The following is a 24,768-nucleotide window of genomic DNA, read 5'->3' as shown; positions in this document are numbered from 1 at the left end:
TATTTCTCGCGCCAAAGCGCGAAATGAAACGCCAATCTCATCTTCGTTGATGGATTTGGCATTTTCCATTTCGACTACGATTGAATAGGTCTGGGATTTGCGTTCCATGCCCCGCCCAAAGCTTTACGTTCGGCGCGACGCTACAAAGAACATCTTCGTATGTCATCCCACGATGCGAAATGCGACCGGCCTGAAACGTCGAATTTGAGATTTCGCGCCCCAATAGCAACACGTTAGCAGGTCGGAAGGGATGCAGTTCCGCGCGATCGAGGACTGATTCGGTCGCAGCGTCGATATCGCTCCTATTACCTCAGGCGTAATCGAAGTCCGTCACTTCCTTTGGCAATCTGCAGTCATGAGGCCGGCAAATCGGCCTCGATCGACAAGGGAGTACCGTCATGACCGCTTACGCCGTTGCCCATATGCGCCAAGTCACAATAGGCCCGCAGATCGTCGAGTATCTGCACAAGATCGATGCCACGCTGGAACCTTTCGGCGGCCGTTTCCTGGTCCATGGCGGCGACGTGGAGGTGATCGAGAACGATTGGCCGGGCAACCTCATCATCATCGAATTTTCCGACCGGCATCAGGTGCACAGCTGGTACAATTCGCCAGCCTACCGGGCGATCCTTCCACTGCGCACCGATAATTCGGACTCCGACGTCATCATCGTTGACGGCGTCGAGCATCCGCACAAGGCTACGGATGTGCTTGGCTAGACGTGCCGTGCCCTATCGCTTCAGCAAGAACACCGCCTGCTGGCCGAAGAAATTCCAGAACCACCAGGGCATCGACAAGCCGATCTTCTGGCCGGCTGCGTCGAGCGCGGTCGCTTTTTCCACCGTCGCACCGAGCTCCTCGCACAGATTGACGAAGTCGCGGATGGTGCAGAAATGGATGTTGGGCGTGTCGTACCAGGAATAGGGCAGGTCCTGGGTCACCGGCATACGGCCTTTGACGAACAGCGACAGACGCACCCGCCAATGGCCGAAATTGGGGAAGGACACGATCGCCCGGTCGCCGATCCTGAGCAGTTCGTCGAGCACCAGCTTCGGGTTGCGGGTCGCCTGCAAGGTCTGCGACAGGACGACGAAGTCAAAACCCTTGTCGGGATAGAATTCGAGATCCTTGTCGGCGTCGCCCTGGATGACCGAGAGGCCGCGCGCCACGCATTCATTGACGCCGCGCTGCGACAGCTCAAGCCCGCGGCCGTCGACCTGCTTGGTATCCTGCAGCAATTCAAGCAATGAGCCGTCGCCCGAACCGACGTCGAGCACGCGGGACTGCGGCGGGATGAGGTTGGCAACGACCTCGAGGTCGACGCGCTGGCTGCCGTTGACGCTCATGATGTGAGCCCTCTCGCCCGGGCCGCCGAGCCGATGAAGCCGTTGATGGCGGCAAACAGTTCCGGCTCGTCGAGCAGGAAGGCGTCGTGGCCGCGATCGGTCTCGATCTCGACGAAGGATACGGATGCGCCGGCGGCGTTAAGCGCGTGCACGATGGAACGGCTCTCCTCGGTTGGAAACAGCCAATCCGATGTGAACGATACCAGGCAGAAGCGGGTCTTGGTGCCGGCAAAGGCGTCCGCCAGCCGGCCGCCATGGTCGGCGGCAAGGTCGAAATAGTCCATCGACCGCGTCATGTAGAGGTAGGAGTTGGCGTCGAAACGGTCGACGAAGGTCATGCCTTGGTGGCGCAGATAGCTTTCGATCTGGAAGTCGGCATCGAAGCCGAAAGTCAGGTGGTCGCGATCCTGCAAATTGCGGCCGAATTTGCGGTGCAGGGCGGCTTCCGAAAGGTAGGTGATGTGGGCGGCCATGCGCGCCACCGCCAGGCCCTTTTCCGGGCGCTGGCCGTGCTCGAAATATTTCCCGCCATGCCAGTCCGGGTCGGCCATGACGGCTTGCCGGCCGACCTCGTGGAAGGCGATGTTCTGGGAGGAATGGCGGGCGCCGGTGGCGATCGGCAGTGCCGAGAAGACGCGCTCGGGATAGCACGACGCCCATTCCAGCACTTGCATGCCGCCCATCGAGCCGCCGAGCACGCAGAACAGTTTCTCGATGCCGAAATGGTCGATCAGCATCTGCTGCGCGCGCACCATATCGCGAATGGTGATGACCGGCAGGTCGAGCCCGTAGGGTTTGCCGGTGGCCGGATTGGTCGAGGCCGGGCCGGTGGAGCCAAGGCAGCCGCCGATGACGTTGGAGCAGATGACGAAAAAACGGTTGGTGTCGATGATCTTGCCGGGGCCGATCAGCACTTCCCACCAGCCCGGCTTGCCGGTCACCGGATTGGTGTTGGCGACATGCTGATCGCCGGTCAGCGCATGGCAGACGAGGATGGCATTGGAGCGGGCATCGTTCAGCGTGCCATAGGTCTGGTAGGCGATCTGGAACGGCGACAAAAGCGTGCCGGCGTCGAGCTTGAGCGGCTTGTCGGACCCGAAGCGCAACACCGGGCTCGACGGCTGGTCGGCCTCGTTGTTGGTCTTTCCTGCGCGCAGAGCGGCCATTCTCGTCTCACTTGCTGCATCATATCAGGCGAAAAATCGCCGCCGATGCGTCCGTCCGGCCGGCCGCGGACAATAAAAAACCGGCATTGCCATTCGCAAAGCCGGTTACGTCACGCAAACGGCCCTTTAGCGAATTGTTTAACGTGGCTGCAAGCCGACCGGCCAAATCACCACGGAACTGTCGCTGCCCTTCTAGAACTCGCCCGCCCTGTCGTCAATGGCGGCTGTCTGGGCCGGTTGCCAGGCCAACTGCTGGCACCACTGCCGCCTCTCGACATTGCGGGCCATGACTTGTATTTCCGCTGCGGCCTCCGGATGGAGGCATTTTCGACGGATTTTGCAAAAAATGAACAAGACATTGGATCAGGCACGTCCAACCCCGCGCGCGGGCATCATGGACATCGACGCCTATGTGCCCGGCAAGAGCGCCGCACCGGCCGGTGTCGCCAAGGTCTACAAGCTGTCGTCGAACGAGAACCCGCTCGGGCCGTCACCGAAGGCGATCGAAGCCGCGCGCGAGGTTGCCGCCAGACTCGACATCTATCCCGACGGCACCGCCAAACGGCTGCGCGAGGCGATCGCCGAGGTGCACGGCCTCAACGCGCAGAACATCATATGTTCCAACGGTTCCGACGAGATTCTCGGCCTTTTGGCACAAACCTATCTCGCGCCCGGTGACGAAGCGATTTTCACCGAACATGCCTTCATGGTCTACAAGATCTACGTCCAGTCCGCAGGTGCTGCGCCGATCGCGGTCAAGGAGACCGACGAGCGCGCCGACATCGATGTGATGCTGGCCGCCGTCACGCCGCGTACGAAAATCGTGTTCCTGGCCAATCCCAACAATCCGACCGGCACCTATGTGCCGTTCCAGGAGGTGCGCCGCCTGCATGCCGGCCTGCCCCGCAATGTGCTTTTGGTGCTCGACGCGGCCTATGCCGAATATGTCCGCCGCAATGATTATGAAGCTGGCATCGAACTGGTCGGCGGCGCCGAGAACGTGGTCATGACCCGAACCTTCTCCAAGATCGGCCTGGGTGGCGCGCGGATCGGCTGGATGTATGGCCCGATGCATATCGTCGACGCCATCAACCGCGTGCGCGGTCCCTTCAATGTCAATGCGACGGCGATCGAGGCTGGCATCGCGGCGATCCGCGACCGCGCCCATGTCGAGCGCAGCGTGGCGCATAACGAGACCTGGCTCACCTGGCTGAGCCAGGAGATGACCGGGCTCGGGCTGCGGGTGACGCCCAGCGTCGGCAATTTTCTGCTCATTCATTTTCCCGACGACCAGAAGCATTCGGCGGCGGCGGCTGACGATTACCTGACCGCGCGCGGCTATATATTGCGGCGCGTTTCCGGCTACGGCTTCCCCAACGCGTTGCGCATGACCGTCGGTACCGAAGAGGCCAATCGCGGCGTTGTCGCCGCGCTCACGACATTCCTGAAAAGCTAGAGCGCCATGACCTCACCGATGTTTGAAAAGATCGCACTGGTCGGCATCGGCCTGATCGGCTCGTCGCTGGCCCGCGTCATCCGCCGCGAGGGCCTCGCCGACCATGTCGCCATCTCGACCCGCAGCGCCGCGACGCTGGCGCGGGCGGAGGAACTTGGGCTGGGCGACAGCTACACGACAGATGCGAAGGAAGCGGTGCGTGATGCCGATCTGGTCATCGTCTCGGTGCCGGTCGGCTCGTCTGGCGCGGTGGCGCAGGAGATCGCGCCGGCGTTGAAGAAGGGCGCGATCCTCACCGATGTCGGCTCGACCAAGGCCTCCGTCATCGCGCAGATGCAGCCGCATGTGCCTGACGGCGTGCATTTCATTCCCGGCCATCCGCTGGCGGGCACGGAAAAATCCGGCCCTGATGCCGGTTTCGCCGACCTGTTCGACAATCGCTGGTGCATCTTCACGCCGGTGCCGGGCACCGATCCGGATGCACTAGAGAAGCTGTCGGAATTCTGGCGCCGCTGCGGCGCCAACATCGACACGATGGACCCGCAGCATCATGACATGACGCTGGCCATCGTCTCGCATCTGCCGCACATCATTGCCTACAACATCGTCGGCACCGCCGACGACCTGGAATCGGTGACCAAGACGGAAGTGATCAAATATTCCGCCTCCGGTTTTCGCGACTTCACGCGTCTGGCCGCCTCGGATCCGACGATGTGGCGGGATGTGTGCCTGCACAACAAGGACGCCATCCTCGAAATGCTGGCGCGGTTCTCGGAAGATCTGGCGTTCCTGCAGCGCGCGATCCGCTGGGGCGACGGCGACAAGCTGTTCGACCTGTTCACCCGCACCCGCGCGGTTCGCCGCTCGATCATCGAGGCCGGCCAGGATATCGATACGCCCGACTTTGGCCGTCAGGCGGTCGAGCATCCCAAAGGGAGCTGATATTCAGGTGAGGCCGGCCTGCAAATGGCTGACGCCTGCGCTTCCGGTGCTCACGTACAAAAAGTACGCTCCGCTCCGGTTCTCGGCATCAGCCATTTTCGACTCGGCCTGACCTCAATCTCAACTCCCTTAGCGTTGTTAGGGTGTCGGCCAGGTCGCCGAGACCATCGCCAGCGTCTCGGCCCGGTTCGGTGCGCCCAGCCTGCCGCCGAAGCGCAGGCATTTGAGCGCGGCGGCGGCACTGGCGAAGCGCAAGGCCTGCTCGACCGGCATGGCTTCGGCCAGCCCGACGGCAAAGGCGCCGTGGAAGACATCACCCGCCGCCAGCGTGTCGACCGCTTTGATTTTTGGCGCGGCGACATGTCGGGATGATTGCGCCGCGCGATCGAACCACCAGGTGCCTGTCGCGCCGCCGGTGACCGCGACGAAGGCGTCGGTGCGGGAGGCCATGTCGGTGCAAGCGGTCTCTAGATCCAGCGCCTGGCCGCATATGATGCGGACCGCCGGCTCGGAAGCGATGATGTGCGAGGCCAGCGGCAACAGCTGCTCCAGCACCGCCAGCGGCGCGGTGTCGGCATCGAGGATCGCCGGCCGGCCGGCGGCGTGCGCCGCCTTGAGAGCAAGGGCCGCGGCACCCGGCCAGCGCACGTCCACCAGCACGGCATCGAACGCAGCGATGTCTGCGAAAGGCAGAGCCTCGGGATTGGTCTGGGCCAGGCTGTCATAGAAAGGCACGATGATGCGCTCGCCATGGGCGTCGACCAGGATCGAGGCCAGTGCCGAACGCGCGCCGCTGACGCGGCGGACATAGGTGCAATCGACGCCTTCGGCCTCGACCCCGGCAATCAGCTGATCGCCGATGGGATCGTCGCCGGCGCTCGCCCACAGCGATACGTCGGCACCCAGGCGATGCGCGGCGCAGGCAGCACTGGTGGCCATGCCCGAGGCGATCTGGACACCGTCGGAGGCAATGAATTTTCCCTGATGCGTCGGCAGCGTCTCGACACGCAGGATGGTGTCCAGCGTCAGCGCGCCGACACTCAGGAGCCTCACCGGTTTTGCCATGGCCGCGCTATTGCACCGGCTTGATCTTGCCGAGCGGAATGAAGCCGAGCGAGGCCTTGCCCTTGACCACTTTCAGCGGCATCGACGGTTCGCTGCCGAGCAAGGCGAGGGCGGCAAAGCCCTGCTCGATCGCATTTTTCTGCTCGGGTATGGCACCGGCAAGGATAGATGCCACGGCCTTCGGATCTTTGATCCGGATCATCAGATCGGCGTCGACCAGGCCTTCGGCATCGACCGACAGCGGCCCGGAAACGGTAACCCGGGCCGTGCCTGATGACAAATCGAGGTTGCGAATCTCTATCCTTTGGCCGCGCAGGCTCTTCACCTGCGTGCCGATCAGCGTGACACCATTCTTCAGCGTAGCATCGCCGCTGGCATCGAGCGCCGGCAGCACGCGCCCGCCGATCGCATCCGGATCGATCTCGAGATCGCCAAAGCTGCCGACATAGTCGAGATCGCCGCCATTCGGCTGCAACTGGCCGGCTGCCCTGCCGGCGCTGAACAGTTCAACCGGATCGGTGTCATCGGCCGGATCGGTCTGGCCGGACAGACCCTCGGCCTGCAACGCTATACGCTGCGGCAGCGGGTACCACAATTTGACGTTGGCCTGCAGATTGTCCCAGTCGATCCATAGCGGCATCATGCCCGGGACCGAAGTCCTGAGCGGTCCGCGCAGATTGGCAACCGGGGACAGGGGTTGGATGATCTGGGCGACGGCATTGAAGGAGCCGGCCGACGCGGCGATGTTCTTGGCATCGTCCTCGTAGGCGAGGTTGTCGCAGGAGACGGTAAAGCTCAAGGGATAGCCGCTGACCTGGAGGTTGGCGCAGCCAGCCTCGATGCCGCTCTTGTTGAGCGTGGCAACCGCCTTGTCGGCCTCAGCCCTGACCCTGTTGGCCAGGTAGAACCAACCACCGCTGTAGATGCCAAACAGCACAACGATGAACGCCACGAGCCAGAACAGGCCGCGGCGGGACTTTGGTTGGCGTTCGTCACTTGACGTCATGCTTTGGCTCTCATTAACGCATGGGTGTTGGTGGACGGAGCTTCGATTCCGACAACAATAGGTAGACAGACACGGACGGAAAAAACACCGATTCAGATGCGGTGTCGGCAATCTTTTACAATCAGGCGCGGCGATATGGGCGATTTTTGGGTGTTTGGCTACGGTTCGCTGATCTGGCGGCCGGGTTTTGCGCATGTCGAAACACGACGCGCCCGGCTGCATGGCTACCGCCGCTCGCTTTGTGTCTATTCCTTCGTGCATCGCGGCACGCGCCAGCGGCCTGGACTGGTGCTTGGCCTCGACCATGGCGGTTCCTGCGTCGGCCTGGCTTTCCGTGTGCCAGGCGAATTGCGCGACGAGGTCATCGCCTATCTGCGTGAGCGCGAGCTCGTCACATCAGTCTATCTCGAGCGCATGCTCAAGGTTCGCCTCGATGGCGGCGGCATGGTCGAAGCCGTAGCCTACATCGTCGACCGCAAGCATGAGCAATATGCCGGCGGGCTGGACGCCGCGCATGCTGCGGTCGTGGTGCGCGGTGCGGTCGGCCAATCCGGCAACAATGAGGATTATGTGCTCAGCACGCTGAAGCATCTGGAAGCGCTTGGTATCCGCGACCATTGGCTGGAGGAAGTGGTCCGGGGGATAGCGCCTTTGTGAAGGCTGGCACTGCGGAAAAGGTTGCCAGGCCTTTGACCTTGGTGCGGCGAGACCTAGGTTAGGCTCCGAACCCCAGCCAGCGGGCGGCATCCGCCCGGCCCCAATCCTCATGGAGATCCGTCTTGCAGAAACGCCGTCTTGGTCGCACCGAGCTTTCCATCGCGCCGCTGGTCCTGGGCGGCAACGTCTTCGGCTGGACTGCCGATGAGAAGACATCTTTCGACCTGCTCGACCGCTTCGTCGGGGCTGGTCTCAACGCCGTCGACACGGCGGACGCCTATTCGCGCTGGGTCCCCGGCCACAAGGGCGGCGAATCCGAAACCATCATCGGCAACTGGATGAAGGACCGTGGCAACCGCGACAAGGTCGTGGTGATCACCAAGGTCGGCTCTGATATGGGGCAGGGCCATAAGGACCTGTCCGCCGCCTATATCGAAAAGGCAGTCGAGGCCTCGCTGAAGCGGCTGCGGACCGATGTTATCGACCTCTATCTGTCGCACTGGCCGGACCCGGCCACGCCCTATGAGGAAACGCTTGGCGCCTATGAGAAGCTGCTCGCCAAGGGCAAGGTCCGCCATATCGGCTGCTCGAACCTCGACGCCGGCCAACTGCGGGCGGCGCTCGACGTGGCGAGCCTGCGCAGCCTGCCGCGCTACGAGGTGCTGCAGCCTGAATACAATCTCTACGACCGCTCCTCGTTCGATGGGCCGCTGCACGATCTGTGTGTGGCCGAGGATATCGGCGTTATCACCTATTTCAGCCTGGCCAAGGGTTTCCTAAGCGGCAAATACCGCGGCGAGGCCGATCTTGGCCAAAGCCCGCGTGGCGGCGGGGTCAAGGACTATCTCAACGCGCGCGGCATGCGCATCCTGGCCGCACTCGATGCGGTGTCGGCGAGGCATTCGGCGAAGCAAGCGGAAGTCGCGCTTGCCTGGGTTATCGCGCGGCCAGGCGTCACCGCGCCGATCGCCAGCGCCACCAAGCCGGACCAGATGGACAGTCTGATCAAGGCGGCGTCACTGAAATTGACCGCCGACGACATGGCCGAACTCGACAAGGCGAGCGGCTGAGGCCTCCCGCCACCGTGCTACGCACGAACGTCCAAGACCACCCTCCTGTCTTGCCATAACGTCCTGCGCTCAAGGCAAGACAGAGGGTGGAATGACTGAGCCGCTTCTTTCGCAGCCGGAGCTTTGGCGACCGCTGCTCGCATTTGTGCTTGCCGCCACGGTGGTCATGGGCAGTCCAGGCCCGGCAACGATAAGCGTCACCGCCGTTGGTGCCGCCTTCGGCCTGAGCCACTCGCTGCGCTATACCTTGGGGATCGTTCTCGGCACGATCGCGGTGCTGCTGGTGGTGGCGACCGGGATCATGGCCGTGCTTGGGTCGATGCCCAGGCTGGCGCCGTTGCTGGTTGTCGCGTCCGCCGCCTACATCCTCTATCTTGCCTTCAAGATCGCCACGGCGCCGCCGCTGGCGGCACGCGCGTCCGAGGCTACGCACCCGACCTGGCTGGCCGGTTTTCTCCTGGCTGTCGCCAACCCCAAAGCCTATGTGGCGATCGCCGCAGTCTTTGCCGGCGCCTCGTCGAACCAGGGCAGTACTGAACCTGGCCTATGGCTGAAGCTGACGGTCCTGGCGGCGATGATCGTTGTCATCCACGCCGTGTGGCTGCTTGCCGGTGCGGCGTTCGCGCGCTTCCTGCGCAAGCCTGTCGCCTCGCGGATCATCAATCTGATCTTCGCCGCAACGCTGGTGCTGACCACGGTGCTGGCCGTCTATGGCTGACTGCTTGGCCGTAGGGACTTCAGGCCTTCGCGCCGAGCTCCCGCAACCGCTTCACCGCGCTCGGCGGCAAGGCCGGCGGGTTGGGTGCGCGGGACGCCTCGACGAGCATCTGGTCGCAGGCCGCTTCCGTCTCGCCGATCAGCCGCGCCATGAACTCGTCCTTGCCGAGGCCCGGTGGAATCGGCGGCAGGAAGCGCGCCTTGATGGTGCCGGGATAGCGCAGGAATTTGCGGCGCGGCCAATAGAGGCCGGCGACATGGGCGACCGGCACCACCGGAACGCCAAGCTGTGCGTAGATTTCGACGATGCCGTATTTGTAGGCCGGCTCGTCGCCCGGCGCCCGGCGTGTACCCTCGGGATAGATGATCAACTGGCGTGGGTTGCGCGCCATCTCTTCCTTGGTCGCCGCGACCACCGCCTTCAAGGCCTTGGAGCGGCTGCCGCGATCGACCGGGATCATGCGCATCTTCATGATGTACCAGCCGAAGAACGGGATCCAGGTCAGCTCGCGCTTGAGGATGTAGAGCGGATCCTGAAGGAACGGGAAGAAAGCGATCGCATCCCAGAACGACTGGTGCTTGGGCGCCAGGATGAAGGAGCCCTCGGGCAGGTTTTCCTGCCCGGTGATGTCGCTCTTGGTGCCGGCGATCTTGTCATAGAGCCACATGCAGCTGCGCGACCAGAATTTCGGCACGAACCAGGCGCGGTGACGAGGGGACAGGAAATAATAGGGGGTCCAGAGGATCATCTGGACAATCAGATTGACGTAGAAGACGAAATTGAACGCCAGCGATCTGACATAGAGCATGGGGGAGGTCCGGTGAGGAAGTGTGCGTTGGTTACACCAAGCGCGGGGAAAAAGGAAATGGCGCAAGCGTGTTCCGACCGATGCCGAAGCACGGTTCGCGCGAGGTGCGGAGCCCGGGCGCGCTACCCCAATCGCGCCAGCCGCTCCTTCAGACGCGGCGCGGCGAAATCGAGGAAGGCACGCAGCTTGACCGGTAGCAGGCCGTGGCCCGCATGCACCAGGCTTACCGGCCACGGTTCCGGCTCGAATTCTTGCAGCAGGATGCGCAGCACGCCCGACCGCACCGCGGCATCGACCTGATAGGAAAGCACTTTCGTTAGCCCGACGCCGGCAATCGCGGCATCGATCGCCGCCTCGGCGGTGTTGACCTGAAGCCGCGAGCGGACCTGAACCGTGACTTCCGTCTTGCCCTTGGTGAAGCCCCATGGGGCGGCGGAGGACAGTCCCTCGAAGGTGATGCAATTGTGGGTGCTCAGGTCTTCCGGGGTCGTGGGTATGCCGTGTTCGGCCAGATAGGCCGGGCTGGCGCAGACCACACGGCGGATCGAACCGACGCCCATGGCGACAAGGCGCGAATCGGGCAACTGGCCGATGCGCAGCGCGAGGTCGAAATGGTCTTCGACCAGCTGGGTGATGCGGTCCGCCAGGGTCAGGCGGATGTCCACGTCGGGATAGGCCGAGAGAAAGCCGGTCACAACCGGCAGCACATGAAGGCGGCCGAACACCACCGGCGCGGTGATGGCCAGTTCACCGGTCGGGGCGCTGTATTCGCCCGCCGCCGCGCGTTCGGCCTCGCCAACCTCATCGAGGATGCGGCGGCAGGCCGCAAGATAAGCCTCGCCGGCATCGGTCGGCGTCAGCCGGCGCGTCGAACGGTTCAGCAGCCTTGTGTTGAGATGACGTTCCAGGTCGGAAACCTTGCGGCTGACGGTCGCCAGCGGAATGCCGAAACGGCGGGCCGCGGCGGAAAGGCTGCCGGCCTCCACTGCGGCGATAAAGAGCGACATGGCTTCGAGGCGATCCATCACTTCTTCCGGAAAATGGAAGGACTGATTGCAAATATGTCATCTGCATTTCAGGAATGGAAGGCTCTATATGCTGGGCGTGGCCTTGTCTGCAGCATGGCCAAGCAAAGGAGTTCCCATGTCTGAAAGCCGCCCACCGCTTCCGCCCTTCACCGCCGAGACAGCAGCGCAGAAGGCGCGTATGGCCGAGGATGCCTGGAACTCGCGTGATCCGGCACGGGTCGCGCTCGCCTATACGACGGACAGCCGCTGGCGCAACCGCGCCGAATTCCTGCAAGGCCGCGATGCCATCCAGGCTTTCCTGACGCGCAAATGGAGCCGTGAGCTCGACTACCGGCTGATCAAGGAAGTCTGGGCCTTTCACGGCAATCGCATCGCCGTGCGCTTCGCCTATGAATGGCACGACGACTCGGGCTCCTGGTTCCGCAGCTACGGCAATGAGAACTGGGAGTTCGACGAGCACGGGCTGATGCGCCTGCGCATCGCCAGCATCAACGACATGCCGATCGGCGAGGTCGACCGAAAATATCACTGGCCGCTCGGGCGCCGGCCGGATGACCACCCAACATTGTCCGGGCTCGGGCTCTAAAACCCGCTCTGGTCTAGGAGGTTTCGATGAACGCGCATGCATTCACCAGCGACGTCGCCTTCACGCCGACGGTCAAGGCGATCCAGGCACGCAAGGGCTCGCGCCAGTCTTACGCCCGCGTCGAGGAACGCGGCGGTTGGCAATCGGTGATCACGCCGGACCTTGCCGCCTTCATCGAGATGCAGACCAGCGTCTTTCTATCGACGGCCAATGGCGACGGCCAGCCCTACATCCAGCATCGCGGCGGCCCGGCTGGCTTTCTCAAGGTGCTCGACGAAAAGACGATCGGCTTTGCGGATTTCTCCGGCAACAGGCAGTTCATCACGCAAGGCAATCTGGCCGACAATCCGCGCGCTTTCCTGTTCTTGATCGACTACATGCTGCGCCAGCGCATCAAGATCTGGGGCACGGCGCGCGTCGTCGAAAACGATGCCGAACTGATGGCGAGGCTGATGCCTGGGGATTACAAGGCGCGGCCCGAACAGGTCATCCTGTTCACGGTTTCGGCGTGGGATTCCAACTGCCCGCAACACATTCCGCAGCGCTTCGAGGCGGCTGATGTCGCGGCAGCACTTGGTGAACGGGACAAACGCATTCAGCACCTCGAGCAGGAGGTCGCGCGTCTCAAGGGAGTTTCCGGCGCTGCCGCGAAGGACTGATACCTAGAGCGTTTCACCGTTTCATGGAAACGGCGAACCGCTCTAACTCTTTGTTTTGACACAATTCCTGACGGAAAACCGCTCACACTTTTCCTGGAATTGCTCTGGATCAGCCGCCGGCCGCGGTCTCGGCCAGCGCAATGCCGTCCGGGGTTGGTTTCACCGGCACGATGCCGCGCGCCAGCGCCAGCAGATATTTGGTGTATTCGGTGAACAGCACACGCAACGCTCGCGGCTTGGTCAGCCAGCCGCCATTGTCCAGATTGGAATTGACCACTGGATAGGGCTCCAGCTTGGCGCCATGCAGCAGCCGGCCCATTTCCAGCAGGCTGCGTGGCATGTGGTAGTTGTTGGTGACGAGGATCACCGTGCCATAGGCATGGCTTTCGATCCATTTGGCGCTTTCCTCGGCATTGCCGATCGTGTCGAGCGCAGCGCGGTCGATGTCGACGCAGCAGGAAAACAGCTTCTTGTCGCCGCCGGTCGCGACTTGGAGTTGGCGGCGGCTGGCGGAAGGATGCACACCGCTGATCAACAGCCGCTCGCCCTTGCCGGACGCCAGCAGATCCATGGCGGCGTCGAGGCGCGACTGGCCGCCGGTCAGCACGATGATGGCATCGGCCTTGGCCGGATTGGCGGGCGTGGTCAGATGGGCGACCTTGCTGGCGAACCAGCCGAAGCCGCCGGCAAACAAGGTTGCGAGGACGAGGAGGGAGAGCCCGGATATCCGCAGTGCGGTCTTTAAACGGCTAATCCCGCCGTGGTCGCGCAAACGAGCAACCACCACTGGCATCTGTCCAGCCGTCCCGGTCGAGTCCCGCACGTCCATGGCCATATGGTTAATCCTGAAATGCGGCCTTTGGTAGGGAAAAGACGCACTTTGCGTTACGGCAATTCTCCATCCGTGATCATCCTTCTTCCATCCCCGTCAGAGCATGCTCCCTTTCATGCGTCTGGTTGGCGAACGTCGATGTCGCTGAGATAGGCGACGACGGTGGCATGCGAGGTTGCCGCCGTCAGCGCGCCGATCACCAGCACCATGAGGACGACGCCGAGATAGCCCGCCGAACCGATGGCAAAATTGCCGAACAAAGCGGTTGCCTGATCGGCCTGCGGCGTCGCCATGTTGCGCGACGACCACCAGGAAAAGACGATGAAGACCAGCACCGCTGCTGCGCCGCCGGCGGCCGCGCCCTTCATGCCGGTGACCAAGAAATGCCGGCGGAATTCGCGTGCGATGAAGGCCGCCTCGGCGCCGACGAAATGCAGCACCTCGATGATGTGGCCGTTGCCGGCCATGGCGCCGCGGGTCGCGAACACCACGGTCAGCACGGTCGCCGACAGCATCAGCGCCAGTACGGCAATGCCGATGGTCACCGTGGTGCGGGCCATGGCCACCAGCCGGTCGACCCAGGTGCGGTGGTCGTCGAGCGACGCGCTTGGCAGTTTCGGCGTGATGGCAGCGCGCATGGCGGCGAAGTCGGGCGGGCTGTTCTCGTCGATGGTGACGATGATCAGACGCGGCACCGGCAGTTCGTCAATGTTGAGACCGGAGCCGAGCCATGGCTCCAGCAGCCTGGCGGTCGCCTCGCGGTCGATGATCCTTGTCGATTTCACGCCGGGAAATTCGCCGGCGATCTGCGAGGCCTGGGCAAGGGCTGCCTCCATGTCGAGGCCGTCGGCCGGCTTCACCTGGATCGTCGCCTCGCGCGAGATCTGGTTCTCCCAGACTGAAGCTGTGTCGCGCACCAGCGTCACCGCGCCGAAGGTCAGGCAGGACAGGAAGGTCATGATGGCGATGACCAGCACCAGGGCGCGGCCGGCGATGTTCTGCGCCGGCACGATCGGCGCCATCCGGCGCTGGGCGCGCGGCTTTGCTTCGGCCACCTCGGCTTCCTGCTCATGCTCTTCGAGATGTTCGGCGGACAGGTCAGTCATAGATGTCCAGCCTTCCGCCGGCCAGGATCATGCGGCGCGCGTCGACCTGTTCCATCAGGCCAAGGTCATGGGTGGCGATCACCACGGCAGTACCGAGACGATTGAGCTCGATGAACAGCCTGAGCAGGCGCCGCGCCAGCGGCGGATCGACATTGCCGGTCGGCTCGTCGGCCAGCAGGATTTCCGGCTGCTCGATCAATGCACGGGCGATGGCGGCGCGCTGCTTTTCGCCGCCCGACAGGACCGGGGGCAGCACATGCATGCGCTCGCCCAGCCCCACCCATTTCAACAGCTCGGTGACGTCGGTGCGGTAGCTCGCTTCCTCGCGCCCACGCACGCGCAGCGGCAGCGCGACATTCTCATAGGTGGTCATGTGGTCGAGCAGGCGAAAATCCTGGAACACCACGCCGATGCGGCGGCGCAGATGCGGCAGTTCGGTGCGCGAGATGCGCGAGCGGTCCTTGCCGAAAATGGTGATGAGCCCGCGCGTCGGTTTCAGCGACATGAACAGAAGGCGCAGCAACGTCGTCTTGCCGGCGCCCGAAGGCCCGCTCAGGAACTGGAACGAGCGCTCCGGTATGTGCAAGGAGATGTCGCGGAGGATTTCCGGACCCATGCCATAGCGGAGGCCGACATTTTCGAAGCGAATCAATTTCGACGACCTGAAATTCCTGGCGGCGGCGAGCCGGCCTGTTCTGCGAAATGACCATCGGCCGGCATGGTTAACCGGCGGTTAATTTCTGCGTTGTTTCGGCGCGTCACGACGGCTCCGGTGGGGAAGCGTTAACCATTTATGTTTACGCAAAAGAAACGAAAAGCGAACACGCGCAATAACGGGGCCATATGGCTGACGAACGAACCGCGCGCCCGGTTTCCGGCGAAATCATGACCGATCCACCGGCAATTGCCGTGGCGGACCGGATCGTGCGCGGCCCGGCCGCCGATATCATCGATGCGGACTATGTCGTGTTGCCGCCGCTGGCCCCTTCAGTCGAAAGCGATTCGCCGCTGCCGCGCCCGATCGTCACGCCGTCCATCGAGGGCATGGACATGCTGCGCAAGCCGGAAGCGCCGACCGAACGGCCGCCGGCTTCGCGCGGCGGGCCGATCTTCTGGATCGCCGGCATCGGCGCCGCCCTTGCAGCCTTCTGGGTTTCCGGCGGGCATGCGCTGGTGCGCCAGGCACCGTTCCTGTCCAGCGCGCAAGCGTCAGCGCTGACGATTTCAGGCGTCACCTCACGCGTCGACGCCTCAGGAGCCAATCCGGTGCTGTTCGTCGATGGCGAGGCCGCCAATGACGGGACAGGGCCAGCGACCCTGCCGCCGCTCGAAATCCGGGTGACGGGCAATGACGGACGCACAACCCGCTATACGTTGGGGACATCCGGCCATTCGCTGGCTTCGGGCGAAAGATTCGGCTTTGCCAGCCGGCTCGACGTGCCTAAGAACGGCGTGAGGACTGTTTTGGTTACTTTCGCTGAGTAGGCGATCATCGGGGAAGACCAGCAATGCCAATCGTACGCGACAAGGACATCGAAGTCCTGTTTTCGGCGTCGGCGATCGCGCGCCGCAATCTCGAGCTGGCAAAGGAGATCGCCGAGCACGACTATCACGATCTGCTGGTGATTTCGGTGCTGAAGGGCTCGTTCATCTTCGCCGCCGACCTGATCCGCGCCATGCATGATGTCCGCCTGTCGCCCGAGGTCGAGTTCATCTTCATTTCCAGCTATGGCGCCGGCACCACCAGCGGCGAGGTGAGGGTGCTGCGCGACATCGACAACGAGGTTGCCGGCCGCGACGTGCTTCTGATCGACGACATTCTCGAATCCGGCAAGACGCTGACCTTCACCCGCGACCTGATGCTGTCGCGCGGTGCGAAAAGCTGTTCCATCGCCGTGCTGCTCGACAAGCGCATGCGCCGCCAGACCGCGCTCGTCGCCGACTATGTCGGCTTCGACTGCCCCGATTATTTCGTCGTCGGCTACGGCATGGACGTGGCGCACGCCTTTCGCGAATTACCGTTCGTGGGTGTTGTGAAGGGCGATGCGTGAGGCGAGAGCCTCGCACCCGCAAGTTCTGAAAAAGCCCTTAACAGTGCCGGAAAAATAGCCTGGTCGCACGCTGGGGGCTTTCAGAAAAATTCAACTTTTCCCCGCCAAATTGCCGGCCATGGCAAAGCTTTTGATCGTCGAGGACGATGAGTCCGTCCGCACCCTCGCAGTCCGCGCGCTTGAACGCGCCGGCCACGCAATCGATATCGCCGCCGACGGCGCCCAAGGCCTGGCGCTGATACGCGCCGCGCATGGCGGCTACGATCTCGTCGTCTCCGACATCCGCATGCCGGAGATGGACGGCATCGAGATGGCGATCGCGGCGTCGGCGCTTTTCCCGGCGATGAAGATCATGCTGATGACCGGCTACGCCGACCAGCGCGAGCGCGCCGAGGAGTTGAACGGCATCATCCTCGATGTCGTGCAGAAGCCCTTCACGCTGGCCGAAATCCGCTCACGCGTCGAACGGGCGCTGATCTGCTTCGCCTGATCAGACCGGATCGGCAGCGGCAAGCACCGGCGTCGCGTTCTTGCGGCGCTCGGTGTTGAGCGCCAGCAGACCGGCGCCGATGATAAGTGCCGCGCCGATCACGGTCGTTGACCGCGGCACCTCGGCGAAGAACAGGAAACCCCAGAGCGGCGACCACAGAATGCCGGTGTATTCGAAGGTGGCGACTCGGTTGGCCGGCGCCAGCCTGTAGCCCTGCGACAGAAGGATCATGCCGGCGGAGGCGACGAAACCGCAGGCAGCCATCTTGAGGAAATCCGGCAGAGTCGGCCATATCCAGGGGCGCACCAGGAATTCGACGCTGGGGTGGATGGCGTGGGTTATGCCGGCCAGGTGGAATGTGCTGGCAACCACGGCGGCGCCGATGAGATAGGCGCCGTTCTGATAGAAGGCCATCACGGTGGACGATTCGGTATCGCCGATCTTGCGGGCCATCAATTGCGAGAAACCGTAGAGCGCCGCAGACCCCAGCGACAGCAGCGCCGCCCAGTCGAACAGTCCGGCGCCGGGACGCACCATCACGATGACGCCAAGCAGCCCGATCAGCACCGTCGCCAGCGTCCGCCAGGAGACGCGTTCGCCAAGATACGGACCGGCCAGCGCCATGATAAACAGCGGCGCCATGAAATAGAGCGCCACGGCGTCGGCCAGCGGCAGCGCGGCGATCGCCAGATAGTAGACCGTGTAGGAGGTGAACTGGATGAAGGCGCGTATGGTCAGCAGGCCGAACCGCTTAGACAGGATTGCCCGCAAGCCGACATCGGCATGGACGAGAGCGATCAGGATCGGCAAGGCGACGATCGAGCGGATCGCCATCACCTCGGTCACCGGGTAGCCGCTCGACACGGCTTTGACCAGCGGGTCCTGCAGCGAGAAGACCAGCACGCCCAGGCACAAGCTCAGGATGCCGCGCACCATCCTATTCTGCATCTGCGTTCCGGCTCCTGCGCATATGATCCGAAGCTGTCGCCTGCGGGGTAAAAAGAACCCGCCACCGTTTCGGGCAGCGGGCACGAGTGAGGACTCTTTATTGGTCCGCGGCTGATTGCGCAGCTGCATATCCAATGGGTGAGGCAACTATCATCCGACGTTTGACATGTTGCAAACGAATTGGAGTGATACCAGCAATCAAATTTGCTTATGATGGATATCATGCGTCCAACCCTCGACAGCGATCTGCTGCGCACCTTCGTGGCCATTGCCGAGGCCGGCAATTTCACAAGGGCGGCCGAGCAGGCCGGCCGCACCCAGTCGGCGGTGTCAATGCAGATGAAGAAGCTCGAAGAGCTGGTCGGCGACAGCCTGTTCGAGCGCGGGTCGCGCGGCGTGGCACTGACCCGGCGCGGCGGCGAACTGATCGTCAACGCCCGCCGCATCGTCTCGCTGCTCGACGAAACGGCGGCATCGATGGCGGCAGCGCCGCTTGGCGGACCAGTGCGGATCGGCATTCCGGAGGAATATGGCCACGCCATCCTGTCGCGCGCGCTGGGCGCATTCTCGAAGCGTCACACCAAGGTCGAGGTCACCGTGCGCTACGCGCATTCGGGCGCACAGCTGGCGGCGCTCGCCGCCGGCGAGCTTGATCTCTGCGTGGTGTTCGAATGGCAGGATCTGGCCGGCGGCGAAGTGCTGATGCACGATCCGACCGTCTGGGTGACATCGAGCCTGCATCACATGCATGAGGAGCGGCCGGTGCCGATCGCGCTCTACAACCGGGTCAGCTGGTGCAAGGACTTCGCCATCAAATCGCTGGAGCAGCGCGGTCTTGCCTATCGTGTCGCCTATACCAGCGACACCACCGGCGGCCTGAAGCTTGCCGTCACCTCGGGACTGGCGATCGCGCCGATCTCGCGCAGCAACATTCCGGACGGCTGCCGCGAACTGACATCCGCCGATGGGTTCGGCGACATCGATTCCTCCAATGTGGTGATGCATCGCAACCCGAATGCGTCAGGCGAGGCGATCGACGGCATGCAGGAGGCGATCCGCGAAGCGTTCGTCAACAGGCAGGGTCAGTCTCTCACACCCTCATAGAAGGTCAGGCGGTTGCCGAACGGATCGTCGACCGTGACCTCCATCGTCTTCCAAGGTGTCTCCTCCAACCCCGGCCCGGCAAAGCGGTACTTCCTGGCGGTCAACTCATGGTGCAGCCCCGCAATGTCGGTCGTCTCGATCCGGATGTGAGAGCCCGGTGTGCCGTCGCCATAATGTTCGCTCAGATGCAAGACGCAGCCGTCGCGGGAGACGCCTGTGTAAAGCGGCGCTGTGTCTTCGAAGCGGTGTTCGAACTGCACTTCGAAGCCGAGAAAGCCGAGGTAGAATTCATGCGCCTTGGCAACATCGAAGCTGCGCAGGATGGGCGTGACAGTACCGAGCTTCGGCATGGTGTTGCAACCGTTCGAGAGGGGGTTCGGGCGGAGCGAGGGGGGTGGCGATCCCTATTTCAGCTCAAGCAGCCGTTCCAGATAGCTGCGCTCGATATCGGGGCTGAGCGCGTTGCCGAGCCGCTTGCGGATCGCTTCCAGGATCTGGCGGGCGCGCTGGACGTCGATTTCGTCGGGCACTTTCACCGAATCGCCGAAATCGGGTCCCTGGCTGGCGCGCGGCCGGCCGAGCGGGTCACGGTCGGCATTCTGCTGGCGACCGCCTTCCTGGCTGCCGCCCTGGTCGCCCTGCATGGCCTGCATCTGCTTCATCATGTCCTTGGCGCCCTTGCGCAGCGCCTCCAGCGCCCGGCCCTGGTGGCCGACCGCCTCGTCGCCCTGGCCCTCGCCAAGCGCCTGTTCGGCATTGCCCATGGACTTGCCGGCCTCGCCAAATCCTTCATTGGGCTCCATGCCCATGCCTTCGAGACCTTTCTTCAGCTGCTCCAAGTCGCTCTTCAGCTGGCCCTGGCCTTCCTGCAGCTGCTTCAGCGCGTCGGCGAACTCCTGCGGCGTCATCTGCTGTTTCGGCCTGGCGAGCGGATCGCGGTCCTGGCCAACGCCCGGCAAGTCCTGGTCCTGGCCGCCGCCAGACTGATCGTTGGGGTTCTTGCCGCGCTGCATCTGGTCCATGCGGAAGGTGTCGTTCATCATCTCCTGCTGCCGCCGCAGGATCTCACCGAGCTTGTCCATCTGCTGGCGCATCTGGCTGTCCTGCTCACCGCCCTGCTGCTGACGGCCGGCCTGGAGGTTGTTCATCATGTCCTGCAGCTGCGACAGCAATTGCTGGGCCTTGTCGCGATCGCCCGACTTCGCCAGGTTCTCGATCTGGTCCATCATGCGGTCGATGTCGCTCTGGCGCAGTTCCTGGCCGTTCTGCTGCATCTGCGGCGCGTTCGGGTTCTGCTTGGCGCGTTCGGCGAATTCCTGCAGGAACTGGTTCATCGCCTCGCGCAGTTCCTTCATCGCCTTTTCGATTTCCTGGTCGCTGGCGCCGTTCTTGATGGCGTCCTGCAGCGCCTGCTGCGCCTGGCGCAGCCGCTTCTCGGCGGCCGAGAGATTGCCCTCCTCGATGCCGAGCGCGATTTCCCAGAGATAGGCGACCTCGCTGCGCAGCTGATCGTCGTTCCCGGCCAGTTTCAGCCGGCTGCGCGCGCTCATGATGGCGAGGTAGTGGGACATGTTGTCGAACGTGTCTTCCGGCCGCAGCGTGATGGCGTCGATCAGGTCGAAGACGCGCGGCTTGGCATTGGCGTCGAGCGCCAGCAGCCGGCGCTGTTCGATCACCGCCCGCGCCAACGGGTTGGCGAACGGCCGCTCGGGCATGACGAGCGTCTTGGTCTCGCTGGAGGCAGAGTGGCCGGCGTCGTCGGTGGCAACCAGGGTCAGCTTGATGCTGCTGCCGGCCCAGACATGCTCGGTCAGGTCCTTGGTGGTCTTGGCGGCATTCGACTTGCCGCCGCGGCGCGGTAGCGCCAGCGGCATTTCGGGCGCGCCGTAGAGCGGATGCGCGCCCGGCGCCTGCGGGTCGGCCAGCGCGAAGACCGCCTTGGCGGTGGCGGCGCCATAATCGTCGTCGATCTGGTAGTTGAGCTCGAAGGCGCCGTTGGCGGCGCGCTTGGGCTCGCCGACGAAGCGGATCTGCGGCGGCTTGTCCGGGATCACGGCGAAGGCCCAGCGACCAAGCTGGTCCTCGCCCGATTTCAGCGTCAGCGTGCCGTCGCCGGTCAGTTTGCCGGTGAACTGGCGCACCTTCGAGGGCGTTGCTGGGCTAGCTGCCGGCTTGGCTGTCGTGGCGGCCTGAGATCCGGCCGGGTCGATGACATGCGCGTTGCCGTCCTTGTCGGCATAGGCAAGCGTTTCCTCGCCCGAGCCTCCGGTGACGCGCAAGGAGACGTCACTGCCCTCAGGCACATGGAACGTTGGCGTCGCCTGGTTGGCGTCGGCGGTCAGGAAGATCGGCGGCTTGCCGGTATAGGCCGGCGGCGTCACCCACGCATCGATGCGTGGCGGCACGGCATCATGCGCGCCGTGGGCGCTAAAACCGTCCGCTATCCTGCCACCGGTCGGCCCGAAGGAGAAGGCAAAGGCGGTGACAAGCAGGAGCGCGGCCACCGCGCGCAGCCCCCAGGGATCGCGCTCCGGCACGCGGGTGCGCGGCAGGTCGGCGCCGAGGCTGTCGAGCTTTGCGGCCATGCGCTTCTGGTGTTCGCGCCACAGCGCCTGCGAGAAGCTGCTGTCCCGACCGCTCGGCCGGTCGGCCTGCACCAGCACGGGGCTGTGCAGCAGTTCGTTGGCGGCCTCGATGCGGCGATCGACCTCGGCGGCAGCAGGCAGGCGGAAGAAACGCAACGGATAGAGCGCCGCCAGCCCCGCCAGGCCGAACGCGGCGACAAGGCCGATGCGCGCAACATCCGGAAGCCGGGAGAAAATGCCGAACCAGGAGATGCTCAGGAACAGGCTGGCGACAATGATCAGCGGCAGCAGCAGAGGCCAGCCGCGCTCAACCACCATCGAGACCCGCGTCGCCAGCCGGCTGAGCGCAAGGCGCCCGGCGAAACCGCGATCGCTAGAGGTGGGTCGTTGCGTCATCGGCCCTTCCTGGAATCAGGCGGGATAGCCCGATCCTCACGACTCGAAGAATACCAGCAAACACGGCAAAGGCGAGGCGCTTTCAAAAAACGTGAAGCCCGTGCTCATAGTTCCATGGTCACAGTCAGAAGGTCGCGGGGTTGGCATTCGCCCCACAGACCAGCACGGCGACGCGTTCACCCGCTGTCGGCGTGTAGCGGCCGGACAGGATCGCGGCGAAGGCGGCGGCACCGCCCGGCTCGGAAATGATGCGCACCCGGTTCCACAGCGCCTTCTGGGCGGCGATGATGTCGTCGTCGCTGACCAGGATGGAGCGTTCGACGAAGGCCTCGGCGATCGGGAACATCATTTCGCCGACGCGCTTTGGCGCCAGCGAATCGGCGGCGATGCCTTCCGCCGGCGCGTCGACCGGATGGCCGGCCTCGAAGGCGCGATGAAGCGTCGGCGCGCCCTCGGGCTCGATGGCGATGATGCGGATGCGGCCGGCATACCAGGCGGCAATGCCGCCGATCAGGCCGCCACCGCCGACGGCGACCAGCAGTGTGTCGATCTCAGGCAGATCGTTCTCGATCTCGAGCCCCAGTGTGCCCTGGCCGACCAGCGTCTCCTCCTGGTTGAAGGCGTGAATCTGCAAGGCGCCGGTTTCCTCGGCGAAACGTTCGCTGGCGGCCAGCGCTTCGGCATAGCGGGCACCGCCGACGACGAGGTCGGCGCCATAGAAGCGAATACGGTCCAGCTTGGCCTGCGGGCTCACTTCGGGAACGAAGATGGTCGCCTTGTGGCCGAGCCGCATGGCGGCATAGGCGACAGCGGCGCCATGGTTGCCGCCCGAGGCGGCGACGACGCCGGCCTTGGGGACCGGCCGCTCCAGCAGATTGGTGAAGGCGCCGCGCGCCTTGAACGATCCGGAGTGCTGCAGGCATTCAAGTTTCAGGTCGACCGCCAGCGGCGGCCGGTCGAAGTCGGCCATGTCGACGCGCAGCACCGGCGTGTGTCTGATATAGGGGCGGATGCGCGGTTCCATCGCGGCAATGCGTTCGCGTGTGACGGTGTTGCCCTGCGACATGGCGATCTCCTTGGGATTGACAGCAATTAGTAACTTGGCAAAATGGCTAAATGCAAGAGGTTGATGTCTTCAAGGCGATCGCCAACGAACGCAGGCTGCAGATCCTCGACTGGCTGAAGGATCCGCGCGCGCATTTCCCGGCTCAGGCAGATGGCGATCTGGTCGAGGACGGCGTTTGCGCGCTGCTGATCGCCGAGAAACTCGGCATCACGCAGGCGACGCTCTCCGAGCATATGCGCGTGCTCACCCAGGCCGGCTTGCTGCGGCCCAAGCGCATCAAGCAATGGACGTTCTACCGCCGCGACGAAGATAGGATCGCCGACACAAGGGCGCTCCTCCAGAATCGGCTGTAGTTCTGTTGTAAGCGGCTTCTATGCCAGCCAGTCGGGCACCGAATCCAGCCCGATCAGATCGTCATAGGTCAGGCGCGGGCGCACGACGTGGAAACGGTCGCCGTCGACCAGCACCTCAGGCACCAGCAGGCGGGTGTTGTAGGTGCCGGCCTGCACGGCGCCGTAGGCACCGGCCGTGGAAACAGCGACGAGATCGCCGGCCTTTAGCCGGGGCAGATCGCGGTCGAGGCCGAGATAGTCGCCGGTCTCGCAGACCTGGCCGACCACGTCGACCATCATGCGCGGCGTGTCGGCCGGCGGCTGCACGACCGGCTTGATGTCGTGGAAGGCATCGTAGAGCGTCGGCCGGATCAGATCGTTCATGGCAGCGTCGACGACCAGAAAATTCTTGGCGTCGCCTTCTTTCACGAAAATCACTTCCGAGACGAGGATGCCGGCATTGCCTACGATCAACCGGCCCGGCTCGAACATCACCTTCAGCCCGAGCTTGGTGACATGCTTCCTGACGACCTGGGCATAGGCGTCGGGCAAAGGCGGCGGGTTGTTGTCGACGCGATAGGGAATGCCGAGGCCACCGCCGAGATCGACATGATCGATGGCATGGCCATCGGCGCGCAGTGCGCCGACCAGATCGACCAGCAGGGCGAAGGCGTCGTCGAAGGGCTGCAGTTCGGTGATCTGGCTGCCGATATGGGTGTCGATGCCGGTGACCTTGATGCCCGGAAGCGTTGCCGCCCTGGCATAGACCTGCCGCGCCCGCTGCCAGGCAATGCCGAACTTGTTCTCGGCCTTGCCGGTGGAGATCTTCTTGTGGGTCTTGGCGTCGACATCGGGATTGATGCGCAGCGAGATCGGCGCCACCTTGCCGAGGGCCGTGGCACGGGCCGACAGCAGCTCGAGTTCCGGCTCCGACTCGACGTTGAAGCAAAGGATGCCGGCTTCGAGCGCAAAGTCCATTTCGCGCGCGGTCTTGCCGACGCCCGAGAACAGAATCTTGTCGGGCGGGACGCCGGCGACCAGCGCCCGGCGCAATTCGCCTTCCGAGACCACGTCGGCGCCGGCGCCGAGCTTGGCCAGGGTCCGCAGCACCGCCTGGTTGGAATTGGCCTTCATGGCGTAGCAGACCAGCGCGTCCAGCCCGGCAAAGGCCTGGGCGAACACCCGGTAGTGCCGGGTCAAGGTGGCGGTGGAGTAGCAGTAGAACGGCGTGCCGACCTGTGCGGCGATATCGGGGATTGCCACGTCTTCGGCATGGAGCACGCCGTCGCGGTAGTCGAAATGGTTCACGAGAGTTGTTCCGGAAAGTTGGAGAGCGAAGAGATCGGGCTGG

General features: G+C 63.8%; 27 protein-coding genes and 1 riboswitch. Of the genes, 13 read left to right on the top strand and 14 right to left on the bottom strand.

The window, feature by feature from the left end; genetic code table 11:
* Window positions 1-398: 398 nt before the first annotated feature.
* A complete protein-coding gene (locus AC1D05_RS10985) occupies window positions 399-719 on the top strand; it encodes a DUF1330 domain-containing protein (RefSeq protein ID WP_477440764.1) in 321 nt (106 codons plus the stop codon).
* Between the two features lie 12 nt (window positions 720-731).
* Here AC1D05_RS10985 and metW read toward each other — a convergent pair whose 3' ends face one another.
* Both metW and metX read right to left on the bottom strand, forming a co-directional pair.
* Complete coding sequence (metW, locus tag AC1D05_RS10980) at window positions 732-1,346, bottom strand: methionine biosynthesis protein MetW (protein WP_475456822.1); 615 nt, start codon at window positions 1,344-1,346, stop codon at window positions 732-734.
* On the bottom strand, window positions 1,343-2,512 hold the full coding sequence (metX, locus tag AC1D05_RS10975; protein WP_477440763.1) for a homoserine O-acetyltransferase MetX: 1,170 nt from the start codon (window positions 2,510-2,512) through the stop codon (window positions 1,343-1,345). Before metX ends, metW begins: the two co-directional genes overlap by 4 nt.
* A gap of 106 nt (window positions 2,513-2,618) precedes the next feature.
* A riboswitch (SAM riboswitch) is annotated at window positions 2,619-2,696 on the bottom strand.
* A 162-nt stretch (window positions 2,697-2,858) separates the two neighbouring features.
* On the opposite strand from metX, the gene hisC reads away from it, so the two are divergent.
* Window positions 2,859-3,968 (top strand): histidinol-phosphate transaminase, encoded by a 1,110-nt coding sequence (hisC, locus tag AC1D05_RS10970; RefSeq protein ID WP_477440762.1) that lies wholly within the window; start codon window positions 2,859-2,861, stop codon window positions 3,966-3,968.
* A 6-nt stretch (window positions 3,969-3,974) separates the two neighbouring features.
* Window positions 3,975-4,910 carry a prephenate/arogenate dehydrogenase family protein gene (locus AC1D05_RS10965; protein ID WP_477440761.1) on the top strand — a complete coding sequence of 312 codons (936 nt, stop codon included), beginning with the start codon at window positions 3,975-3,977 and terminating at the stop codon, window positions 4,908-4,910.
* 138 nt (window positions 4,911-5,048) lie between these two features.
* On the opposite strand, the gene AC1D05_RS10960 is transcribed toward AC1D05_RS10965, so the two are convergent.
* Window positions 5,049-5,975, bottom strand: coding sequence for a sugar kinase (locus AC1D05_RS10960; protein WP_477440760.1), 927 nt, complete (start codon window positions 5,973-5,975; stop codon window positions 5,049-5,051).
* Window positions 5,976-5,982: 7 nt separating this feature from the next.
* Window positions 5,983-6,981, bottom strand: a complete 999-nt coding sequence (locus tag AC1D05_RS10955; protein WP_477440759.1) for a DUF2125 domain-containing protein — start codon at window positions 6,979-6,981, stop codon at window positions 5,983-5,985.
* 135 nt (window positions 6,982-7,116) lie between these two features.
* Here AC1D05_RS10955 and AC1D05_RS10950 point away from each other — a divergent pair, with 135 nt between their 5' ends.
* The 3 genes from AC1D05_RS10950 to AC1D05_RS10940 all read left to right on the top strand — a co-directional run bounded on the left by AC1D05_RS10950 (window position 7,117) and on the right by AC1D05_RS10940 (window position 9,426).
* Window positions 7,117-7,638 carry a gamma-glutamylcyclotransferase gene (locus AC1D05_RS10950; protein ID WP_477440758.1) on the top strand — a complete coding sequence of 174 codons (522 nt, stop codon included), beginning with the start codon at window positions 7,117-7,119 and terminating at the stop codon, window positions 7,636-7,638.
* A 122-nt stretch (window positions 7,639-7,760) separates the two neighbouring features.
* Window positions 7,761-8,708: an aldo/keto reductase gene (locus tag AC1D05_RS10945; protein ID WP_477440757.1), complete on the top strand. Its 948-nt coding sequence runs from the start codon at window positions 7,761-7,763 to the stop codon at window positions 8,706-8,708.
* A 91-nt stretch (window positions 8,709-8,799) separates the two neighbouring features.
* Window positions 8,800-9,426: a LysE family translocator gene (locus tag AC1D05_RS10940; protein WP_477440756.1), complete on the top strand. Its 627-nt coding sequence runs from the start codon at window positions 8,800-8,802 to the stop codon at window positions 9,424-9,426.
* A gap of 19 nt (window positions 9,427-9,445) precedes the next feature.
* Here the strand turns inward: AC1D05_RS10940 and AC1D05_RS10935 are convergent, their stop codons facing one another.
* Window positions 9,446-10,234: a lysophospholipid acyltransferase family protein gene (locus AC1D05_RS10935; protein ID WP_477440755.1), complete on the bottom strand. Its 789-nt coding sequence runs from the start codon at window positions 10,232-10,234 to the stop codon at window positions 9,446-9,448.
* A gap of 122 nt (window positions 10,235-10,356) precedes the next feature.
* Window positions 10,357-11,259, bottom strand: coding sequence for a LysR family transcriptional regulator (locus tag AC1D05_RS10930; protein ID WP_477440754.1), 903 nt, complete (start codon window positions 11,257-11,259; stop codon window positions 10,357-10,359).
* 118 nt (window positions 11,260-11,377) lie between these two features.
* On the opposite strand from AC1D05_RS10930, the gene AC1D05_RS10925 reads away from it, so the two are divergent.
* Together AC1D05_RS10925 and AC1D05_RS10920 are read left to right on the top strand one after the other, a co-directional pair.
* Window positions 11,378-11,848 carry a nuclear transport factor 2 family protein gene (locus AC1D05_RS10925; protein ID WP_477440753.1) on the top strand — a complete coding sequence of 157 codons (471 nt, stop codon included), beginning with the start codon at window positions 11,378-11,380 and terminating at the stop codon, window positions 11,846-11,848.
* Window positions 11,849-11,874: 26 nt separating this feature from the next.
* Window positions 11,875-12,507 (top strand): pyridoxamine 5'-phosphate oxidase family protein, encoded by a 633-nt coding sequence (locus tag AC1D05_RS10920; protein WP_477440752.1) that lies wholly within the window; start codon window positions 11,875-11,877, stop codon window positions 12,505-12,507.
* Between the two features lie 109 nt (window positions 12,508-12,616).
* Here AC1D05_RS10920 and AC1D05_RS10915 read toward each other — a convergent pair whose 3' ends face one another.
* From AC1D05_RS10915 to ftsE, 3 genes are all read right to left on the bottom strand, one after another.
* On the bottom strand, window positions 12,617-13,342 hold the full coding sequence (locus tag AC1D05_RS10915) for a YdcF family protein (protein WP_477440751.1): 726 nt from the start codon (window positions 13,340-13,342) through the stop codon (window positions 12,617-12,619).
* A 110-nt stretch (window positions 13,343-13,452) separates the two neighbouring features.
* Entirely contained in the window at window positions 13,453-14,445 is a 993-nt protein-coding gene (locus AC1D05_RS10910) for a cell division protein FtsX (RefSeq protein ID WP_477440750.1), read from the bottom strand.
* Entirely contained in the window at window positions 14,438-15,097 is a 660-nt protein-coding gene (gene ftsE, locus AC1D05_RS10905; RefSeq protein ID WP_010911739.1) for a cell division ATP-binding protein FtsE, read from the bottom strand. Before ftsE ends, AC1D05_RS10910 begins: the two co-directional genes overlap by 8 nt.
* 191 nt (window positions 15,098-15,288) lie before the next feature.
* Here ftsE and AC1D05_RS10900 point away from each other — a divergent pair, with 191 nt between their 5' ends.
* The 3 genes from AC1D05_RS10900 to AC1D05_RS10890 all read left to right on the top strand — a co-directional run bounded on the left by AC1D05_RS10900 (window position 15,289) and on the right by AC1D05_RS10890 (window position 16,986).
* Complete coding sequence (locus tag AC1D05_RS10900) at window positions 15,289-15,930, top strand: hypothetical protein (RefSeq protein ID WP_477440749.1); 642 nt, start codon at window positions 15,289-15,291, stop codon at window positions 15,928-15,930.
* A gap of 23 nt (window positions 15,931-15,953) precedes the next feature.
* On the top strand, window positions 15,954-16,496 hold the full coding sequence (hpt, locus tag AC1D05_RS10895) for a hypoxanthine phosphoribosyltransferase (protein ID WP_477440748.1): 543 nt from the start codon (window positions 15,954-15,956) through the stop codon (window positions 16,494-16,496).
* A 118-nt stretch (window positions 16,497-16,614) separates the two neighbouring features.
* Complete coding sequence (locus AC1D05_RS10890; protein WP_477440747.1) at window positions 16,615-16,986, top strand: response regulator; 372 nt, start codon at window positions 16,615-16,617, stop codon at window positions 16,984-16,986.
* Here the strand turns inward: AC1D05_RS10890 and AC1D05_RS10885 are convergent, their stop codons facing one another.
* Complete coding sequence (locus AC1D05_RS10885; RefSeq protein ID WP_477440746.1) at window positions 16,987-17,934, bottom strand: DMT family transporter; 948 nt, start codon at window positions 17,932-17,934, stop codon at window positions 16,987-16,989.
* A gap of 222 nt (window positions 17,935-18,156) precedes the next feature.
* Here AC1D05_RS10885 and AC1D05_RS10880 point away from each other — a divergent pair, with 222 nt between their 5' ends.
* Window positions 18,157-19,038 carry a LysR family transcriptional regulator gene (locus tag AC1D05_RS10880; RefSeq protein WP_477440745.1) on the top strand — a complete coding sequence of 294 codons (882 nt, stop codon included), beginning with the start codon at window positions 18,157-18,159 and terminating at the stop codon, window positions 19,036-19,038.
* Here the strand turns inward: AC1D05_RS10880 and AC1D05_RS10875 are convergent.
* The 3 genes from AC1D05_RS10875 to AC1D05_RS10865 form a co-directional block, all read right to left on the bottom strand.
* Window positions 19,017-19,388 carry a glyoxalase superfamily protein gene (locus AC1D05_RS10875; RefSeq protein ID WP_477440744.1) on the bottom strand — a complete coding sequence of 124 codons (372 nt, stop codon included), beginning with the start codon at window positions 19,386-19,388 and terminating at the stop codon, window positions 19,017-19,019. The two genes, AC1D05_RS10880 and AC1D05_RS10875, sit on opposite strands and share 22 nt — an antisense overlap.
* 54 nt (window positions 19,389-19,442) lie before the next feature.
* Window positions 19,443-22,019 (bottom strand): TIGR02302 family protein, encoded by a 2,577-nt coding sequence (locus AC1D05_RS10870; RefSeq protein ID WP_477440743.1) that lies wholly within the window; start codon window positions 22,017-22,019, stop codon window positions 19,443-19,445.
* Window positions 22,020-22,143: 124 nt separating this feature from the next.
* Complete coding sequence (locus tag AC1D05_RS10865) at window positions 22,144-23,085, bottom strand: threonine/serine dehydratase (protein ID WP_477440742.1); 942 nt, start codon at window positions 23,083-23,085, stop codon at window positions 22,144-22,146.
* A 50-nt stretch (window positions 23,086-23,135) separates the two neighbouring features.
* Between AC1D05_RS10865 and AC1D05_RS10860 the strand changes: the two genes are divergently transcribed.
* Window positions 23,136-23,438, top strand: coding sequence for an ArsR/SmtB family transcription factor (locus AC1D05_RS10860; protein ID WP_096450709.1), 303 nt, complete (start codon window positions 23,136-23,138; stop codon window positions 23,436-23,438).
* Window positions 23,439-23,456: 18 nt separating this feature from the next.
* On the opposite strand, the gene lysA is transcribed toward AC1D05_RS10860, so the two are convergent.
* Entirely contained in the window at window positions 23,457-24,725 is a 1,269-nt protein-coding gene (gene lysA / locus AC1D05_RS10855; RefSeq protein WP_477440741.1) for a diaminopimelate decarboxylase, read from the bottom strand.
* Window positions 24,726-24,768: the final 43 nt, after the last annotated feature.

The sequence above is a fragment of the Mesorhizobium sp. P2_E9 genome, assembly GCF_056403815.1.
This window is presented reverse-complemented; position numbering and strand designations above follow the sequence as displayed.

Coding starts and splice junctions, on each gene's coding strand:
- AC1D05_RS10920 (WP_477440752.1), top strand. CDS start 11,875: ATGAACGCGCATGCATTCACCAGCGACGTCGCCTTCACGCCGACGGTC.
- AC1D05_RS10965 (WP_477440761.1), top strand. CDS start 3,975: ATGACCTCACCGATGTTTGAAAAGATCGCACTGGTCGGCATCGGCCTG.
- AC1D05_RS10925 (WP_477440753.1), top strand. CDS start 11,378: ATGTCTGAAAGCCGCCCACCGCTTCCGCCCTTCACCGCCGAGACAGCA.
- AC1D05_RS10930 (WP_477440754.1), bottom strand. CDS start 11,259: ATGGATCGCCTCGAAGCCATGTCGCTCTTTATCGCCGCAGTGGAGGCC.
- AC1D05_RS10955 (WP_477440759.1), bottom strand. CDS start 6,981: ATGACGTCAAGTGACGAACGCCAACCAAAGTCCCGCCGCGGCCTGTTC.
- metW (WP_475456822.1), bottom strand. CDS start 1,346: ATGAGCGTCAACGGCAGCCAGCGCGTCGACCTCGAGGTCGTTGCCAAC.
- hisC (WP_477440762.1), top strand. CDS start 2,859: ATGAACAAGACATTGGATCAGGCACGTCCAACCCCGCGCGCGGGCATC.
- AC1D05_RS10875 (WP_477440744.1), bottom strand. CDS start 19,388: ATGCCGAAGCTCGGTACTGTCACGCCCATCCTGCGCAGCTTCGATGTT.
- AC1D05_RS10860 (WP_096450709.1), top strand. CDS start 23,136: ATGCAAGAGGTTGATGTCTTCAAGGCGATCGCCAACGAACGCAGGCTG.
- hpt (WP_477440748.1), top strand. CDS start 15,954: ATGCCAATCGTACGCGACAAGGACATCGAAGTCCTGTTTTCGGCGTCG.
- AC1D05_RS10960 (WP_477440760.1), bottom strand. CDS start 5,975: ATGGCAAAACCGGTGAGGCTCCTGAGTGTCGGCGCGCTGACGCTGGAC.
- AC1D05_RS10935 (WP_477440755.1), bottom strand. CDS start 10,234: ATGCTCTATGTCAGATCGCTGGCGTTCAATTTCGTCTTCTACGTCAAT.
- metX (WP_477440763.1), bottom strand. CDS start 2,512: ATGGCCGCTCTGCGCGCAGGAAAGACCAACAACGAGGCCGACCAGCCG.
- AC1D05_RS10940 (WP_477440756.1), top strand. CDS start 8,800: ATGACTGAGCCGCTTCTTTCGCAGCCGGAGCTTTGGCGACCGCTGCTC.
- AC1D05_RS10890 (WP_477440747.1), top strand. CDS start 16,615: ATGGCAAAGCTTTTGATCGTCGAGGACGATGAGTCCGTCCGCACCCTC.
- AC1D05_RS10865 (WP_477440742.1), bottom strand. CDS start 23,085: ATGTCGCAGGGCAACACCGTCACACGCGAACGCATTGCCGCGATGGAA.
- AC1D05_RS10915 (WP_477440751.1), bottom strand. CDS start 13,342: ATGGCCATGGACGTGCGGGACTCGACCGGGACGGCTGGACAGATGCCA.
- AC1D05_RS10985 (WP_477440764.1), top strand. CDS start 399: ATGACCGCTTACGCCGTTGCCCATATGCGCCAAGTCACAATAGGCCCG.
- AC1D05_RS10870 (WP_477440743.1), bottom strand. CDS start 22,019: ATGACGCAACGACCCACCTCTAGCGATCGCGGTTTCGCCGGGCGCCTT.
- AC1D05_RS10885 (WP_477440746.1), bottom strand. CDS start 17,934: ATGCAGAATAGGATGGTGCGCGGCATCCTGAGCTTGTGCCTGGGCGTG.
- AC1D05_RS10880 (WP_477440745.1), top strand. CDS start 18,157: ATGCGTCCAACCCTCGACAGCGATCTGCTGCGCACCTTCGTGGCCATT.
- AC1D05_RS10950 (WP_477440758.1), top strand. CDS start 7,117: ATGGGCGATTTTTGGGTGTTTGGCTACGGTTCGCTGATCTGGCGGCCG.
- AC1D05_RS10910 (WP_477440750.1), bottom strand. CDS start 14,445: ATGACTGACCTGTCCGCCGAACATCTCGAAGAGCATGAGCAGGAAGCC.
- AC1D05_RS10900 (WP_477440749.1), top strand. CDS start 15,289: ATGGCTGACGAACGAACCGCGCGCCCGGTTTCCGGCGAAATCATGACC.